Source organism: Pectinatus cerevisiiphilus (assembly GCF_004341685.1).
Lineage (GTDB): Bacteria > Bacillota > Negativicutes > Selenomonadales > Selenomonadaceae > Pectinatus > Pectinatus cerevisiiphilus.
The window spans coordinates 157,686-175,022 of the sequence record NZ_SMAA01000005.1; the positions used below are offsets into that span (position 1 = coordinate 157,686).

The 17,337-nt window shown below is 37.8% G+C and carries 16 protein-coding genes; 7 read left to right on the top strand and 9 right to left on the bottom strand.

Translation table 11 applies throughout. From position 1 onward, the window contains the following. Window positions 1-40 precede the first annotated feature (40 nt). The 5 genes from pxpB to EDC37_RS04890 all read left to right on the top strand — a co-directional run bounded on the left by pxpB (window position 41) and on the right by EDC37_RS04890 (window position 4,476). A complete protein-coding gene (gene pxpB / locus EDC37_RS04870; RefSeq protein ID WP_243642170.1) occupies window positions 41-769 on the top strand; it encodes a 5-oxoprolinase subunit PxpB in 729 nt (242 codons plus the stop codon). Continuing rightward, window positions 766-1,770 carry a 5-oxoprolinase subunit C family protein gene (locus tag EDC37_RS04875; protein WP_132548493.1) on the top strand — a complete coding sequence of 335 codons (1,005 nt, stop codon included), beginning with the start codon at window positions 766-768 and terminating at the stop codon, window positions 1,768-1,770. Before pxpB ends, EDC37_RS04875 begins: the two co-directional genes overlap by 4 nt. Window positions 1,771-1,785: 15 nt before the next feature. Then, window positions 1,786-2,220: an acetyl-CoA carboxylase biotin carboxyl carrier protein gene (gene accB, locus EDC37_RS04880; protein WP_196589804.1), complete on the top strand. Its 435-nt coding sequence runs from the start codon at window positions 1,786-1,788 to the stop codon at window positions 2,218-2,220. 13 nt (window positions 2,221-2,233) lie between these two features. Further along, entirely contained in the window at window positions 2,234-3,610 is a 1,377-nt protein-coding gene (gene accC / locus EDC37_RS04885) for an acetyl-CoA carboxylase biotin carboxylase subunit (protein WP_132548495.1), read from the top strand. Between the two features lie 77 nt (window positions 3,611-3,687). Beyond that, on the top strand, window positions 3,688-4,476 hold the full coding sequence (locus tag EDC37_RS04890; protein WP_132548497.1) for a putative hydro-lyase: 789 nt from the start codon (window positions 3,688-3,690) through the stop codon (window positions 4,474-4,476). A gap of 172 nt (window positions 4,477-4,648) precedes the next feature. Here EDC37_RS04890 and EDC37_RS04895 read toward each other — a convergent pair whose 3' ends face one another. The 6 genes from EDC37_RS04895 to EDC37_RS04920 form a co-directional block, all read right to left on the bottom strand. Continuing rightward, window positions 4,649-4,846 (bottom strand): YwbE family protein, encoded by a 198-nt coding sequence (locus EDC37_RS04895; RefSeq protein WP_132548499.1) that lies wholly within the window; start codon window positions 4,844-4,846, stop codon window positions 4,649-4,651. Window positions 4,847-4,929: 83 nt separating this feature from the next. Beyond that, a complete protein-coding gene (locus tag EDC37_RS04900) occupies window positions 4,930-5,871 on the bottom strand; it encodes an NAD(P)-dependent oxidoreductase (protein WP_132548501.1) in 942 nt (313 codons plus the stop codon). A 472-nt stretch (window positions 5,872-6,343) separates the two neighbouring features. Next, window positions 6,344-7,687: an adenosylmethionine--8-amino-7-oxononanoate transaminase gene (gene bioA / locus EDC37_RS04905; RefSeq protein WP_132548503.1), complete on the bottom strand. Its 1,344-nt coding sequence runs from the start codon at window positions 7,685-7,687 to the stop codon at window positions 6,344-6,346. 20 nt (window positions 7,688-7,707) lie between these two features. Next, a complete protein-coding gene (bioD, locus tag EDC37_RS04910; protein ID WP_132548505.1) occupies window positions 7,708-8,385 on the bottom strand; it encodes a dethiobiotin synthase in 678 nt (225 codons plus the stop codon). A gap of 25 nt (window positions 8,386-8,410) precedes the next feature. Beyond that, entirely contained in the window at window positions 8,411-8,971 is a 561-nt protein-coding gene (locus EDC37_RS04915; RefSeq protein WP_132548507.1) for a biotin transporter BioY, read from the bottom strand. A 414-nt stretch (window positions 8,972-9,385) separates the two neighbouring features. Continuing rightward, window positions 9,386-10,501 carry an aminopeptidase gene (locus EDC37_RS04920; protein ID WP_231040001.1) on the bottom strand — a complete coding sequence of 372 codons (1,116 nt, stop codon included), beginning with the start codon at window positions 10,499-10,501 and terminating at the stop codon, window positions 9,386-9,388. Between the two features lie 348 nt (window positions 10,502-10,849). Here EDC37_RS04920 and EDC37_RS04925 point away from each other — a divergent pair, with 348 nt between their 5' ends. Then, the gene (locus tag EDC37_RS04925; protein WP_165874457.1) at window positions 10,850-11,908 is read left to right on the top strand and encodes a hypothetical protein; all 1,059 of its coding nucleotides are present in this window, start codon (window positions 10,850-10,852) and stop codon (window positions 11,906-11,908) included. 301 nt (window positions 11,909-12,209) lie between these two features. Continuing rightward, complete coding sequence (locus EDC37_RS04930; RefSeq protein WP_132548513.1) at window positions 12,210-13,634, top strand: aldehyde dehydrogenase family protein; 1,425 nt, start codon at window positions 12,210-12,212, stop codon at window positions 13,632-13,634. Between the two features lie 70 nt (window positions 13,635-13,704). Here the strand turns inward: EDC37_RS04930 and EDC37_RS04935 are convergent, their stop codons facing one another. The 3 genes from EDC37_RS04935 to kduI form a co-directional block, all read right to left on the bottom strand. Next, on the bottom strand, window positions 13,705-14,718 hold the full coding sequence (locus EDC37_RS04935; RefSeq protein WP_132548515.1) for a zinc-dependent alcohol dehydrogenase: 1,014 nt from the start codon (window positions 14,716-14,718) through the stop codon (window positions 13,705-13,707). Window positions 14,719-14,777: 59 nt separating this feature from the next. Next, window positions 14,778-15,770 carry a 2-keto-3-deoxygluconate transporter gene (gene kdgT / locus EDC37_RS04940; RefSeq protein WP_132548517.1) on the bottom strand — a complete coding sequence of 331 codons (993 nt, stop codon included), beginning with the start codon at window positions 15,768-15,770 and terminating at the stop codon, window positions 14,778-14,780. A gap of 118 nt (window positions 15,771-15,888) precedes the next feature. Further along, window positions 15,889-16,731 carry a 5-dehydro-4-deoxy-D-glucuronate isomerase gene (kduI, locus tag EDC37_RS04945; protein WP_132548519.1) on the bottom strand — a complete coding sequence of 281 codons (843 nt, stop codon included), beginning with the start codon at window positions 16,729-16,731 and terminating at the stop codon, window positions 15,889-15,891. Window positions 16,732-17,337 lie beyond the last annotated feature (606 nt).

Consider the following 17,337-nt stretch of genomic DNA (forward strand, 5'->3'; position numbering starts at 1 on the left):
CTATTCTAATTTTAGAAATTGCTGTCCTTGGAGGAAAATTGTGAATAAAAAAACCTATGTCATAAGACCTCTCGGTGAAACAGGACTTATCGTCACTTTTGGTGACCAAATAAGTCCACAAATCCATAAACGAATAAAAAATCTGGCTGATTATATTGAGAAACATCCTTTTCCTGGATTCTATGAGTATGTTATTTCCTATACCAGTGTAGCGGTCTTTTATAATCCTTTCGTCATTAAAAATAATGGTATTGCCACAGCAGATAAAACGGCGTACCGTACAGTTTTAGAAATAATTGAAACCTATATTGCTGCCGCGGCTAAATTACCGCAGACAACTCCGCACACAGTAGAAATTCCTGTATGTTATGGCGATGATTACGGTCCAGATATAGACTTCGTTGCAAAACATAATAAGCTTTCCATCAATGAAGTAATCGAAATTCATTCACAAAAAACTTATCTGGTGTATATGATAGGTTTTTGTCCGGGATTCCCTTACCTTGGTGGAATGGATACAAGAATTGCCACACCACGCAGAGCAGAACCGCGCCTCTCCATTCCTGCCGGCAGCATCGGTATAGCAGGCAAGCAGACTGGCGGCTATCCGATAAGTACACCTGGTGGTTGGCAGCTTATCGGGCGCACGCCAATTGACCTGTTCCGCCCAGAATCGCTCAATCCCAGCCTGCTTCATTCCGGTGATTTAGTAAAATTTGTTCCTATTACATCGGAAAAATATCAGCAGCTAAAGGAGAATAACCCATGAGTTTACAGATAATCCGACCCGGCCTGCTGACAAGCATTCAGGACACTGGCCGTTACGGCTATCAAAAAATAGGTGTTCTCGTATCAGGTGCCATGGATACTTACTCTATGCGTCTTGCCAATATACTTGTCGGCAACAATGAAAATGAGGGAACCCTCGAAATTACTCTTCTCGGTCCAACTATCGAGTTCACCGCTGATACGCTTATCGCCGTCACTGGCGGTGATTTTAAACCAATAATAGATGGCATGCCTGTACCATATATGCGCCCGGTTGCCGTAAAAGCCGGTGCCATTATGAAATTTGGCAGCTGTCAAATAGGCTGCCGTGCATACATAGCAGTAGCTGGCGGTTTTGACATCAACCCCGTAATGGGCAGCAAAAGCACTTATATAAGAGCCGGCATTGGTGGCTTCAAAGGACGCGCCTTGCAAAAGGGCGACCAGCTGAATACCGTTACCCCAAATGCCTTTGGCCAACAAATGCTTTCCCAATTATTGTCACGTGGTGCCCAATCCTTTGCCGAAGCCCGCTGGTACATTGGCAAAACACATCTTTCTACGGAAAACCTGCGCAAGCCAATACGCGTTACAGCAGGTCTTCATTACAAATATTTTGACCAACAATCAAAATATAGTTTTTTCTCCTCTGGTTACACTATTACCAATAATGCCGACAGGATGGGGTACAGGTTAAAAGGTGAAATGCTAAAAACAGAAAAACCTCTGGAAATAATATCCGAAGCAATCGGCCTTGGCACAATCCAAATTCCCCCTCAGGGAATGCCAATAATCTTGATGGCTGACCATCAATCGGTCGCTGGTTATCCCGTCATCGCTCAAGCAATTGCGGTAGATGCAGCGCGTATAGCACAAATGAAACCCAACGACCACATCCATTTCAAACTAATCAGCAATGAAGAGGGCGAACGCCTGTTTATTGAGATGGAAAAATACATGGAAAACATAAAAATCGCTGTAAATGCAAAATTACAAAACTAACAGGGGGAATATATTTTGTTGGAATTAGATGAAATAAAGGATTTAATGCAGGCACTGGAACATTCTTCCTTGAGCAGAATTAAATTAAAATTTAGCGACGGTACAATATTACTTGAAAAAAACGGTTCACCAACTGCGGCCGCTTTACCCACAACACCTAAATGCGAGCAACCAGTTCCGCGTACACTGTTAAATACCGGTAGCGAAAAAATCGAAGAAATAACGGCACCTATGGTCGGCACATTTTATAGTTCACCTGAACCAAACATGCCTTCGTTTGTCCAGTTAGGGACTAAAGTCCACCACAATACTGTGGTCTGTGTCTTAGAAGCTATGAAACTATTCTCTGAAATTGAAGCGCAAACCGAAGGAGAAATCGTCGAAATCCTTGTAAAAGACGGTGACTTTGTCGAATACGGCCAACCGTTATTTAAAATAAAAACGTATTAAAATAGGGGTACTTATGTTAAGGAAAATTCTTATTGCCAATCGCGGTGAAATAGCAGTCCGCATCATAAAAGCTTGTCGTGAGTTAGGCATTTTATCAGTGGCTGTCTATTCCGAAGCAGATAAAAACTCACTACATGTAAAACTGGCAGATGAAGCTTACTGCATCGGTGCCTCCCAGGCAAAAAAAAGTTATCTGGATATTTCAAGGATAATGACCATTGCCGTCCATGCCAAAGCTGATGCTATCCACCCGGGCTATGGTTTTCTAGCAGAAAATGCCAACTTTGCCAAAGCCTGCGTCAATGCTAATATAATTTTTATTGGTCCTTCAAGCCGTGCCATTGCCAATATGGGTGACAAGGCTATTGCCCGCCGTACCATGGCCGCGGCTTCAGTACCTATTGTTCCCGGCACAAAAGATTTGATAACAGATTTCAATGAAGCCAAAAAAATTGCAGAAAACATCGGTTATCCCGTACTGATAAAAGCTACTGCTGGTGGTGGCGGTAAAGGTATGCGGGTAGTTGAAAGCAGTGCTGACCTGGAAAAAGCACTCCATCAAGCTGCGCAGGAAGCCGAACGTTCCTTTGGTAATGCAGGTGTTTATCTTGAAAAATATTTAATCCACTCCCGCCATGTAGAAATACAGATAATGGCAGACAATTATGGCAACGCAGTCTATCTGGGGGAACGGGACTGTTCCGTACAAAGACGCCATCAAAAGCTGCTTGAAGAAGCCCCTTCGCCCATAATGAACAAACAGCTACGCGAAAAGATGGGCAATGCTGCCGTTGCTGCTGCAAAAGCAGTAAATTACAGTGGCGCTGGCACAGTAGAATTCATTGTTGATGAGCAGAAAAATTTCTATTTTATGGAAATGAATACACGCATCCAAGTAGAACATCCTGTCACAGAAATGATAACCGGTACAGATTTAATAAAAACGCAGATATTAGTTGCCAGTGGTGAAACCTTACCCTGGTCACAAAATGACATTCATATAAACGGCTGGGCTCTTGAATGCCGTATCAATGCTGAAGACCCTTATAACAATTTCATGCCCTGCCCTGGCACAATCAAAACATACAAACCACCATCTGGCAAAGGAATCCGCATTGATAGCGCCATGTATGCGGGAAATGTTATCACCCCTTTTTATGATTCAATGATTGCCAAGGTTATTGTCTGGGCTCCTACCCGCAGTAAAGCCATAGAAAAAATGGCTGCTGCTTTAAAGGATTTTACTATATCAGGTGTAAAAACGACTATAGATATGCACCGCAAATTACTTACTGACAAAATTTTCTGCAGCGGAAAAGCTGATACTAACTATCTAGAAGACCATCTGGAAGAAATTCTAAAAAAACCTTTTGCCGAACCCAAAGATTAATCCGTTTTGTCCATTCATTACCTCTTATTTGCATCTGGCAGTGAATTGAAAACATATATTTTTAGGAGGATAAATTTATGAATTACGGTAATTGCACACCATCACAAGCGAGAAAACTGATTCGTGAAGGTAAAATAAACGTGCCTACAAGCGGTATATGCAATGGTTACGCACAAGCCAATATGGCAATTTTACCTAAAGATTTGGCCTTTGACTTTCTCCTATTTTGCCAGCGCAATAAAAAACCATGTCCTGTCCTTGATGTGACAGAAGTTGGCAGCCCTATCCCCAGGCTCACTGCCCCTAATGCAGATTTACGCTATGATATTCCCCGCTATCGCATATATAGGCACGGTGAAATGACGGAGGAAGTTACGGATCTTGCTAAGTATTGGACAGATGACTTGGTGGCTTTCCTTCTAGGTTGTAGTTTTTCTTTTGAAAGCCCCATGCTAGAGGATGGACTTGAAGTCCGCCATATAACAGACAATCACAACGTACCCATGTACAGGACAAATATAGAATGCGTTCCTGCCGGTGTCTTTCATGGTCCTATGGTCGTGTCAATGCGGCCAATGAAACCTGCTGACGCCATTCGTGCTATACAGATAACTACTCGGATGCCTTTTGTACATGGAGCGCCAATCCATCTTGGTGATCCTGCGGCAATCGGTATAAAAAACATAGACACTCCCGATTTTGGTGAACGTTCAGAAATACATGAAGGTGAAATTCCTGTATTCTGGGCTTGTGGCGTAACGCCCCAGTCTATCGCCATGACAGTAAAACCTGACCTCATGATAACCCATGCCCCTGGTTATATGTTTATCACCGACATTCCTAACTCAAAACTGGCGATAATGTAAACCCATAGTATTTCCTGCTATTACAAATATTTTATATACTTAGACAAAAATAGTGTTCAGGCAGATTATAAAATCTACTGAACACTATTTTTTAGTTCATTATAATTATTTTTACCAATGGTGTTAAATACACATCTATCTACAAGACAGGCATTACTTATATTTCATTTAATCAGCCTAAAATTTCTTGGACTCTTCCGACAATGCCATTATCCAGCCGCACCTTTATTCCCCTATGGTGTACCTGGCTATTGGTCAATATATCTTTTACAATACCCTCGGTCAACTGTCCCGTCCTTTGGTGTTGCTTTTGTACTATTTTTACTCTGAGTCCAGGCTTAATATTTTTCCGTTCTGTTCCGTCCATCATATTCCTCATTTCTTTTATGCTGTCTTGTTTATCTTTCACTAAAAAAACAGATATAGCTGCCTTCTAACCAAACCAGCTTCTTCTTACATTATATTTTGTGGCTTTCCATCCAACCATTTAGCCACATTTTCAAAGGCAATAACAGCTCTTTTTTCCAATGCTTCTTTCGTAGCAAAACCAATATGCGGAGCTAACACAATATGTGGCGCTTTAAGCAATGGATTGTCTGCTGGGATAGGTGGTTCAACATCAAAAACATCCACACCGGCACCTGCTATCTGTCCATTTTCCAGTGCTTGTGCCAAAGCGTTGGCATCAACTACAGGCCCTCTTGCCGTATTTATTAAAATAGCTTCTTTTTTCATCAAATTTATTTTCTGCGTATTTATCAAACCGCGTGTACTATCATTAAGGGGAACATGCAGGGATACAATATCACAGCTTTGTAAAATGCTGTCCATATCTGTAAATGTGTATTCGCTATTCTTCGGCGGATTACGTCTGTAACAATATACCTCGCAACCAAAGGCCTTTGCCAATGCAGCTGTTTTCAAGCCAATGGCACCGGCACCAATAACGCCGAATTTCTTGCCAGCCAATTCCCGTCCCAGAAGTCCAGCGCCAGTTTTTCCATTATACACGGCTTTACCACATTCATCTAATTTTCTATACAAAGCAATGCACATTCCCAGAACGAGCTCACTTACAGCTTCATTTGCATAACCAGAGCAATTAGACACTGTTATATTTTTTTTGTGGCAGTATTCCATGCCCACGTGGTCTACACCAGTAAAAGCTACTGAGAGCATTTTAAGCTCTGGACATTTTTCCAGAACATTATCCTTATAAGGTTTATTGGCAATCATAACAGCTTGCGCTCCTTGTGAACGCTTTATTTTTTCTCCATCGTCAGTTGCTGGACTGTTATAATAGACGACCTCCATCCTATCCTGCAATATTTCTTTTGCCAATTTTTGGCACTTTTCTTCACTGATTCCAATTGGTTCTACAATGGACAATCTCATAAAAAAGCCTCCCTGAACTCTATTTTTCCTTAACTACAGCCCTCTCGATAGTTATACATGAATATTTTCAGGCAAAAACACGTATCTTCTCCAGTGCCCCTCCCATTGAAAGTATCTTCGAACCATAGCTTTTATATTATAAGCACTATTCAAAATAGTATAACGCGTTTTATTCTTAAAAGTATTTTATATAACTTTTTATAGATTAGATATATAAGTGCTTATTACCTGCCAAAAAGAGAATTTAAACCAAAAAGGCGGACAAAATTCTTCCATCATTTTGTCTGCCTTCTCTTATATTAAATAGGTTTAGTAGTCTACATAAAAAAACAAGCAATAGTTTATTTTCTTATGAGTTAAATGTATGTTATTGAAATTTAAGCTAAGTCCAGATTTCTATTACGATTTAATTTAAAAAAGATAGAAAGTAAATATCATCATGGAAGAATTGCATTTTCGAATAAAACTATATCTAATGCAGTATCGTCTGCATAGCATCTTCACATTTGTCTACTGCCCTATCCAATGTTTCTCTATCTATATTGAGCGCCGGATTAAAATACAATACATCACCGAGAGGTCTCAATAATAATCCTTTTTTCAATGCTTCTTTATATATTTGATAACCTGTGCGCAACTTAGCATCAAATGGTTCTTTACTGTCTTTATTGCGAATCAATTCAATAGCATTAATAAGTCCTATATGGCGTATTTCTCCTACATTTTTATGATTTCCCAACCTTTCTTCCAATTCATCATGTAAATATTTTCCCGTAGCTTGTGCATGTTCCAGTATCTGATCTCTACGTAATATCTTCTGCACCGCCAGCGCCGCGCTGCAACCGAGAGGGTTACCGCTATATGTATGGCTGTGCATAAAAGCCCGTCCTTCATTATAATCGGCATAAAAAGCGTCATAAATTTTTTTAGTAGTTATTGTCATCGCCATTGGCATATACCCACCTGTTAACCCTTTAGAAATGCACATAATATCTGGTGTTATTTTCGCATGATCACAAGCAAACATCTTTCCTGTACGCCCAAAACCTGTAGCTATTTCATCAACAATAAGCAATATTCCCGTTTCATCACAAAGTTTCCGCAGCTTCTTCAAATAAAGAGCCGGATAAATCCGCATTCCGGCACTTCCCTGTAGCAACGGTTCGACGATCATTGCCGCCGTTTCCTGCCCATAGCGGGAAAATGCTGCCTCCGCTTTTTCAAAACATTGACAGCTACATGTTTCTCTATTTTCATCATATGGGCAGCGGTAACAATCCGGTGCTTGAACATGTATAGTTTCCATAAGCATTGGTTTATAGATTTTCGCATAAAGATCCATGCTTCCTACTGAAAGTGCACCTATTGTTTCCCCATGATATCCTTCAGATAAGCACATGAAACGCGTCCTTTTCGGTTCTCCTGTTTGAGAATGATACTGGAACGCCATCTTCAGCGCACATTCCACTGATGCTGACCCATTATCAGAAAAATTGAATTTTGCCAACCCTTTAGGAACAACTTTTATTAATTCTCTGCATAAATCAATAGCAGGTTCATGTGACAAATTGGCAAAAATAACATGTTCCAACTTATCAAGTTGCTTTTTTACTGCCTCATTTATATCTTTGTTGCAATGTCCCAGTAAATTACACCACCAAGAACTAATAATATCTATATATTCTTTACCGTCAATGTCATAAAGATAACTGCCCTTTCCATGATCAATAACAATAGGTGGCAGCTCTTCATAGTCTTTCATTTGCGAGCATGGATGCCATATATACTTCAAATCATCTTCGACAAGCTTATTCATTTGATACGCTTCCTCTTATCTTATTCATAAAGTGCAGCCAACTCTTTAGTATCTATGTCTATATCTATATCACCGGCTTTTACAAGCGCAACTATCTTGATACCTGTCATGGCCTCAATCATTTTTATATTATCGTCCTGCATGAATCCACCCGTATAATTATTAAGTATAATTCCTTTTATTGGTAAAGAACGACTTTTCATATATTCGACTGTAAGCACCACTGCATTTATCGTACCAAGCCCGGCATCAGCTACGATTACAGAGGGTAACGAAAGTTCTTTAATAATATCTTCCAAAAATAGTCTTTGCTGTGCATCATAACGAATGGGGCATATTATACCGCCGCTGCCTTCCATTGTAAGGTAATCAAATTGCTGTGCATTTTTATTGAACATTTTCTTTACCACAGCCATTTCCACAGGATTGCCTTCTATTTGCGATGCTAAATGCGGTGATACCGCTTTTTTATAAAGATATGGCACCAACATATCATCCGTTTGACCTATGTCAGCAAGACGATTTACATATCCGGCATCACTTTCGCCCACGCTGTCTGCTCCACTTATAGCTGCTTTATAGTATCCGCAGTTCAATCCTGCTTCACGTAATTTTTTTACTATCAACCCAGTTACATATGTCTTGCCAATATCTGTTCCCGTACCCGTTATAAATAATCCTTTTGCTTTTCTTTTCACAATAAATACTCCTTTCCCCAATACATCACTTTGCCGACATTAAATGAAAAACAGGAACCAATTTTTTACCTAGTATAGCTGCTAATATACACAGCATAATATCACCTGGCACAGCCAGAACAAATCCATACAAAAATAGCATCCATACACTTAATGCTTTTCCGAGGTAAAAATTGCTTATAAAATAACAGTACAACAATCCGCATGTATAAACGATAACAAGTCCTGCAAAATTTGCTGCTAAAAGCCTTTTATACGACGGGCAATTTTCTCCGCCCGCAATACAGCCCGTTAAATAACTGCCTAAGATAAAACCAACAAGGTAGCCAAAGGTAGGCTGCAATATATAGCCTGGCCCACCTCCTTCAACAAAAACGGGCACGCCAATGAGTCCTAATAGTACATATATACCAACGCTAACAGCTCCTAATCTACCACCAAGAAAAATCCCCGCCAGCATTGTAAATAACAATTGTAATGTAAATGGCACAACAGGTACCGGTATTTTTATAAATGCCCCTATTGCAATCAATGCCGTGAACAACCCACACAAAATAATTTCACGCTGTTTTATTCTTGCAAACATACTTAGCCAACTCCCATGTCATTAATTTAAGCAAACATCTTTACTTTTTCTTTTCGTTAATTATTAAATCATAAAAATTAACTATAGTCAACCTTTATAATTTTCAGGTTAACAATAATTTTGGTTTACCTCTTTTTTCTTAAAACCATTTGCCATTAAAATAGTTTCATTAGCATATTGCCCAATGTTGTAGTAACACTAACAAACAGCAGTTACAGTTAATAAAAGAACTGCTTTAACGGTCATATTAGGAAATCTGCTTTAGTATCAGTAAATTTATGCATTTTCGTAGTTAATTACTAATACACAAAAAAGACAGCAAGATAAAATCCCGCTGCCTAAATATTTTTTGCAATTTTATGGACACGATTATTAACAACAATTCAAATCTGCTCAATCTGACTGTGATAAAATTTACTTCAAATTTTCCGGATTAAGACATTGCAGTTCATCTGGAACAAAAAGACCGTTCTTTCTTATCAATTTTCCATCAAAATATATTTCTCCGCCGCCGTGTTCTTCTGTCTGTACCAAAACAAGATCCCAATGCACTGATGACCGGTTTGTGTTATCGGCATCATCATAGGCACAGCCTGGTGTAAAGTGTAAACTCCCACTTATTTTTTCATCAAACAATGTATCCTTCATAGGAAAAGTTATATATGGATTAAGGCCAAAGGAAAATTCGCCTATATAGCGTGCACCAGCATCTGTATCAAGAATTTTATTTAATTCCACATTTTTGTCAGCAGCCGTCGCTTTTATTATCTTACCATTTTTGAAGATGAGTGATATATTGGTAAAAGTGACTCCCTGATAAACTGCCGGTGTATTATACGTTATCGTTCCGTTTACAGAATCCTTTACTGGAGCTGTATACAATTCCCCATCAGGTATATTGCATTCTCCAGAACATTTTATCGCCGGCATATTTTTTATGGAAAATTTTATATCTGTTCCCGGTCCTTTTATTTGCACCGTATCCGTTTTTTCCATAAGCGTTTTAAGCGGTGTCATAGCTTCATTGAGTTTCCTATAGTCAAGATTGCACACAGCGAAAAAATAATCGGTAAATTTTTCAGTGCTCATATTTGCCAACTGTGCCATAGCTGAATTTGGGTAACGCAATATACACCATTTTGTACAAGGCACCCTGATGTCCCCATGTACAGGCTTTAACCAATACATTTGATAAAGCTTCATACGGTCTTGTGGTACATCACTTAATTCACTGACATTATTACTGCCGCGCACTGCTATATAAGCGTCCATCTCCCGCATACGCATTGCTTCATAATCCGCAATAAGCTGCATTTGTTCTTTTTGTGCGCCGAGTACCAGCTCTCTCTGCAGTTCCTGCATCTTCACTGTCAAGAAAGGGATTGCCCCTGCTTTATATGTTTCCCTTACCAAAGCTTTACCAAGTTCAAGCCCGTCGTCAAATACTTCTATAAGTATTTTTTCATTTGCTTCAAGATGTGTCGAATAATTTATAAGATTGTGTGCCAATACTTCTATACGTTTATCCAAATCAAATGCCCCCTCAATATTAGTCTCGATAAAAGTGTAGTCTATACTGTCTCTTTTTTCAACAATAATAAGTAAACCTGTATGATTATCCATCTATTTTTATAATGCGTTTATCCCCTATACACGACAAACGCATGAATAAAAAAACATTCAATGAAGCATCCAGACTGTATAATTTAAAGAAAACAGGAAAAGGATAATCCTTACAATGCATGAAGCATCGTGATACCTTCTTCTTATTATTGGAGTGTATTTATCAAAAAAAATATAGTATAATAAAAATGTTGTGCTTAGATCCAGTAAAACAGTATAAGTTTTTTATAATTTTCACAACTGAAGGGACATATATTGATGCGTAATTGTTTTAGACAAAACAAGATACTTTTCTTTTTTTCACTCGGTTTTTTACTATTTTATGCATGCTTTGTTTTCTTCATGCATACGCCGTGGTACACGGCAGCACAATTTAAGTTTGCTTATCACAACCATAACACTGCTATATTAATGCGGACAATAGATCTAGAATCGGTCATATCCAATGGATATGATGATGTGACATGTGATTTATTTATCTATAACAGTAATATACAGCCTAAAACAAAACAAACCTTTGAGCAATTTTATAAACTGATCAAAAAAGATATCTGCGACGGAACTTTGGTAATGATAGATAAGTATTTAAAGGATAATGTTTGGCATGAACCAACAGGAACCTCTGTCCTAAAAGGTCGCGAGATGGGTATAGATTATGATGAATTGCTTGAACGGTCAATGCTCCGCAATACTTCCATAAAAGGGATTGGTTCATTGTCAAAGGATGACAATGGCAATTATATTCTTCCCGTAACGGTAGCGGATAGATATACAGATACCGATTTTGTCATTAACTTATTACTGCAAAAGAACACTGAGGGAATATGGAAAATAACCAAAATTATTAATTACCGTAATTACCTCGAACATGTACGCAATCTATACAATGCTGATATAACGACCTATATAAATGATACCAAGGCACAAACTGCGGAATATAATCGCACATTTCAAGGAATACAGCTAAAATTTCAGGCAATGACCAAGCCTATAGGTGCTAATATCTCAAACGATCAAAGGGCACAAATACAAAAATTTATATTGTCTGAAGTAATTCCGGCATACACCTCACATGAAAACTATTTACAGAATGTAAATGTACCACCTGGGGCATCACATTTGCACATGCTGCGCTTGCAAAGTAATGCTAAAACTATAGAAGCTTGGAAATATTTTGCCGAAGGTATAGGAAAAGATTCAAAAGACGATTTGTCAAAAGCTGAATGCAGTCATCAGGAAGCATTGGTTCTCGAACAAAAAGTATCAGATATAATGAATAAAATGCCCGCTTTATTCGTTCCTGAAATACCATAACCTTATCAGTATGAGAAATGGGCTCAATACATCATAAGATATTAAAAAAATTCATATAAAAAACAAGACCATATCAAATTTTAGATATGGTCTTGTTTTTTATTCAGACAGTACTGTATAAATACAATAAATTTGCTAAAATATAAGGATAATATAAATATATTCGGCAGGTATTGTTTATATATTTGTATAATATAAATATAGTCTTTATTAAGGTAATTTAAACTTGAACTTAGACCTTGGACAGCATTAATTAATTTCATGCATTAAACGTAAGATTATATTATAGGAGGTTCTTTGGATGAAGCAATACGAGTTATTTATTGACGGTAAGAAAATAAAATCTGCCTCAACAGCTGAAGTTTATGATAAGGTTACAGGAAAGGCATTTGCTACAATCTATACCGCTGGAGAAAAGGAAATTAAGATGGCTGTGGATGCTGCCCAAAATGCATTTGACAATATAAAATTACCACCTTATCAACGCTATGAAATAATCATGAAAGCCGCAGCAAATATTATGCAGCGTCAACGCGAATTTGCAGAAACCTTAGCAATGGAAGCAGGAAAACCTATAAAAGATGCCATGGGAGAAATAGCTCGTTCATACCAAACTCTAATTCTCTCTGCTGAAGAGGCAAAACGTTTTACAGGAGAAATGGTGCCCATCCAAGGTGCACCCGGTTGTGAAAATCGAATGGCCTATACTAAAAGAATGCCGCTCGGTGTTGTATGCGCAATAACGCCTTTTAATTTTCCTGTCAATTTAGCCTGCCATAAAATAGGCCCAGCATTGGCAGCAGGAAATACAGTAGTGTATAAACCGGCTTCTGCTACACCGCTGACAGCTTCGCTGCTTTGTGAAGCTTTTGCTGAAGCAGGGTTACCTGCTGGTTTCCTAAATTTGGTAATGGGTAAAGGTTCTCTTGTAGGAGACCTGCTAACTAAAGAACCAAGAATAAAAATGTTTTCTTTTACCGGCAGTGTGCCCGTCGGCAAGGAATTACAAAAAGCCGCAGGGTTTAGAAGAGTTGCTTTAGAACTGGGTTCCAATTCAGCTAATATAGTACATGATGATGTCGAAAACATCGAAAAAATAGCACAGTTATGCGCAAAATATGCTTTCGTAAACGCCGGCCAAGTATGTATATCCTGTCAGCGAGTATACGTACAAAAAAATGTTTTTGATAAATTTTGTACAGCGGCAGTGCAGTATGCAAAAACGCTGAAAATAGGTAATCCGCTAGACGAAACCACAGACATTGGCCCCATGATCGCTAAAAAAGAAGCTGTACGCATTGAAAACTGGGTTCAGGACGCAATTGCTAAAGGTGCAAAATTACTGGTAGGCGGTAAAAGAGACGGTTCTTTCTATACACCTACTATTTTAACGAATACAAAAGCTGATATGTCAGTTATTTGCAAGGAAACATTTGCACCTGTATTTTCAATAATACCTTATGACACTATTAATGAAGCAATTGATGCGGTGAATAATTCTAATTATGGATTGCAGGCAGGCGTATTTACCAAATCATTGCCTATTGCCCACCTTTGTGCAGAAAAAATAGAAACAGGTGGTGTTATTATAAACGACGGTTCTACCTTCCGTATGGATAATATGCCATACGGCGGAGTTAAAGACAGCGGGATCGGCAGAGAAGGCCCAGAATATGCAGTACGCGAATTAACCGAAGAAAAATTGATCGTGTTTAATTTTGGATAATTGCAATAAGCTCCCACCAAAAGTGGGAGCTTTATTTATAGTAAAGCATAAAAAGACATTGTAAAATTACTTATTTTTGGCAATCAACTACAACTTTTGCACTTCCATTATCAAGATTAGCAATTATATCAAAAACTTTATTACTTTCGGAAAGCGGTACAATATGTGTAACAATTTTTTCTAAATCTTTTTCCAGTTCAGCTGTTAAATTAACAGCTTTGCCAAATTCATCCTTTGTATAAACACGAGTGCCAACTACAGTTTGTTCTTTAAAATTAATATCACGTAAATTCACTTCATGCGGAGCTTTATGCACAGCAACAATACATATTCTTCCCCGTACCCTCGTAATTTCTGACATTTGCATTGCAGGATCAGCAGCACCACTGCATTCAAAAAATACATCACAGCCTTCATTGTCAGTGGCTTTTTTTACTACTTCTAATAGATTTTCTTTTTTTAGATTTACAGGTGTTAAATTTAATTGTTCAGCAATAGCTAAACGTTTTTCTGCTACATCAGATATAAAAACTTTATCCGCCCCGGCATGTTTTAACATAAGTCCACACAATAAGCCTATTGGTCCGGCTCCACTAATAACTGCTGTATCTAAAACATGCATATCTACCATATGTAATGCATGTACGAGGACAGCCAATGGTTCCACTGTCACAGCAGCTTTATCACTTACCTGTTCAGGTACTTTAAACAATATATTTTCATCCACATATATTGTCTGAGCCATTCCCCCATCAGTATCGATTCCTATTAATTTTAAGGTATTACAAACATGTTCATTACCATTCCTACATGCCAAGCAATGATGGCATGATATTAATGGGTATGCAACTACCCGATCACCTTTTTTAAAAAGGCGCCCGTTTTCAGCAACTATTCCTAAGAATTCATGACCCAAAATAAGTGGTGCCTTCGCTCTAGGATGTGTCCCTAAAAATATCCCAATGTCTGAACCACAAACGCCACAATATTTTATATCTATTTTTATTTTTCCATCTGATTTGATAGGTTCTTTACATTCCAACACTTCTGCTTTTTTAGGGCCAGTATAAACTAAAGCTTTCATAATATATACTCCTTTATATACTCTTCTTTTCATTTATTATTTACACTATAAAAAATAATTTAGGCTAAACGGCTAACAGCATCTTCGTCCTTTTTCTTGTTATTTGCTGGATTAAAATGATTACACCATGCCGCTGTTATTATAGGGACAACGATTGAAGTCACAACTACTGATGTTGCCACCAATGCAGTAGCAGCCGCAGCAATAGGTGCAAATTCTGGTACCATTTGCGCTATGATGGTAGGATTAGTGACAGCCGCGCCCGCACTACTTGATGCAGCTAGTCCTGCTCCCCCGTGTCCACCACCAATAAATTTATCAGCAAGTATAAGGGGAATACCAGTGACAACAATTACACCTAATCCCAGTAGAATTCCCAATAGGCCTGTCTGCTGTATAACAGCAAGATCTATTGTATTACCTAATGCAAAACCAAAAAATGGTATCATTGTCATCGATGCATTACCAAAAAATGAACGCAATTCCGGGTCAAGATTTCCAAGTATGAACCCAATAATGAACGGTAACACGGCTCCAACGAAAAGACGTGGTTCAAAATACGCAGCGCCTGTACTCCCTAATATAATCATTGTAACCAAAGGGCCAGATTCAATAGAAGTCAAAACGAATGCGCCTGCTTCTTCCTTTGTCCCGTATTGTTGCATTATAGACGCATATAAACCACCATTTGTCATATCCATAGAAGTAACGATAGCTAATGTCGAGAGCCCAGCAAAAAATCCTGTTTGTATCATTCCCGATGGCATAAAAGAAGTGCAAAGCATACCTATACACCATGCTACTAAAATCTTTGTAATTACAATTGTTCCTGATTTTCGCAATACGATTCCAGTTGATTTTATATTTATTCCAGCCCCCATACAAAAAAACCATACAGATAATATAGGTACTGTTCCCGTAATAAGTCCATTAGTAAAAGAACCAAAAAATTTGCCTGCATCAGGAGTGAACGTATGACATAAAGCACCAAGGAATAATGGAACTAACATAAGTCCACCTGGAATTCGCTCAATGGATTTCTTAATTCGCATAATAATTCTCCTTATTAGATAATTTAATATTATCGTAATATTAAATGTGAATAATACGATACACCTTTTTCCTATACTAAAAACTGCATAAAATCTTATCGAAATACATTATTAAACACTATTTTAAATTGACATTAGCAATATTATCCATGTCGTCAAATGTTTTATTTTCCCCTGCCATAGCCCATATAAATGTATAATTAGAGGTTCCACAACCAGCATGAATACTCCACGAAGGACTGATGACAGCCTGTTCATTATTCATCACTATATGGCGTGTCTGGGAAGGTTCCCCCATCATATGAAAAACAACATTATCTTTGGGAATATCAAAATACAAATACACTTCCATCCTACGTTCATGAGTATGTGCAGGCATCGTATTCCACACACTGCCTGTATTGAGTGATGTCATTCCCATGGACAGCTGGCACGTTTCCAGAACATCAGGATGAATAAACTGATTTATAGTCCGACTATTTGCTGTTTCTACCGCTCCACAAGGAATTTTTTTCGCATCGGCAATAGATATAAACGTTGTTTTACATGGTTTATGTGCTGGTGCAGAAACCATGTAAAATTTAGCAGGTTTTTTGCTATCTTCACTTTTAAAAAATACCTCTTTTGTCCCCATGCTTATATATAAACAATCTTTGTAATTTAATTTGTATTCTTTGCCGTCAGCTATTATCGCACCAGTATCACCTATATTAAAAATTCCTATTTCTCTGCGTTCAAGAATATAATTTGTCCCAAAATTTTTCCAGATATCTATCCCTTTATCAATAGATATTTTTTCTGTTGTTGGCATACATCCTAAGACTACAACTCGATCTACATGTGAATAAAATGAATTAACTTTATTTTCAGTAAATATTTTTTTAATAAGGAATTCATTCCTGATTTGCTCTGTAGTATAATGTTTAAAATCGTTCTGATTTGCTGAATATCTAATATCCATGATACAATCTCCTTTTTATCTCTTATATAATCCTGTTAATACATCAGATGATATTTTAATAATACATCGGATAAATATTTAAGTCAATAAAAAATTTCAATGTTTTCAAAAGATTACGTCTGGAATTTTCAGAAACAGTTATAGCTAATGTAGCTATTTTTAGCTTATTTTTGCCCTGGGACAATACTTTGTATACATTAGCGCCCGTTAAAATACATCAGATGTTTTCTCGATAGTGATTGTAAGAGGTGAGATGTTTAAGTATATTATTACTTAGATCTGTGCAGCAAGAAATTATAAAATCAATAACAGTAAATGGCTTAAATCCTAATAATAAATCCCTTACAGAATGCAAGTAGACCGACAAGTTAATATCAGTTATAGCATCACTATTAAAGTCTCAGTATCACATAATACGCTAAAACTTGAATAGGAATCTATTCCTTTTACATCGTCCGAAATGACAGCAATAGCAAATCCTTAATAAAAAACGATGGTAAAATATGGAACATATTATTCCCTAAAAGCAAGCTGTGTACGAATCACGCACGCTATGCAATCTAAAGGTATTTTCACCAGAGTTAGTGTTAGGTTTATCCCCATCTA

What these genes read in the sequence shown, in the direction of transcription:
- EDC37_RS04875 (WP_132548493.1), top strand. Translation starts at nt 766, where the DNA reads ATGAGTTTACAGATAATCCGACCCGGCCTGCTGACAAGCATTCAGGAC.
- accC (WP_132548495.1), top strand. Translation starts at nt 2,234, where the DNA reads ATGTTAAGGAAAATTCTTATTGCCAATCGCGGTGAAATAGCAGTCCGC.
- EDC37_RS04890 (WP_132548497.1), top strand. Translation starts at nt 3,688, where the DNA reads ATGAATTACGGTAATTGCACACCATCACAAGCGAGAAAACTGATTCGT.
- EDC37_RS04895 (WP_132548499.1), bottom strand. Translation starts at nt 4,846, where the DNA reads ATGATGGACGGAACAGAACGGAAAAATATTAAGCCTGGACTCAGAGTA.
- EDC37_RS04900 (WP_132548501.1), bottom strand. Translation starts at nt 5,871, where the DNA reads ATGAGATTGTCCATTGTAGAACCAATTGGAATCAGTGAAGAAAAGTGC.
- bioA (WP_132548503.1), bottom strand. Translation starts at nt 7,687, where the DNA reads ATGAATAAGCTTGTCGAAGATGATTTGAAGTATATATGGCATCCATGC.
- EDC37_RS04915 (WP_132548507.1), bottom strand. Translation starts at nt 8,971, where the DNA reads ATGTTTGCAAGAATAAAACAGCGTGAAATTATTTTGTGTGGGTTGTTC.
- EDC37_RS04930 (WP_132548513.1), top strand. Translation starts at nt 12,210, where the DNA reads ATGAAGCAATACGAGTTATTTATTGACGGTAAGAAAATAAAATCTGCC.
- EDC37_RS04935 (WP_132548515.1), bottom strand. Translation starts at nt 14,718, where the DNA reads ATGAAAGCTTTAGTTTATACTGGCCCTAAAAAAGCAGAAGTGTTGGAA.
- kdgT (WP_132548517.1), bottom strand. Translation starts at nt 15,770, where the DNA reads ATGCGAATTAAGAAATCCATTGAGCGAATTCCAGGTGGACTTATGTTA.
- kduI (WP_132548519.1), bottom strand. Translation starts at nt 16,731, where the DNA reads ATGGATATTAGATATTCAGCAAATCAGAACGATTTTAAACATTATACT.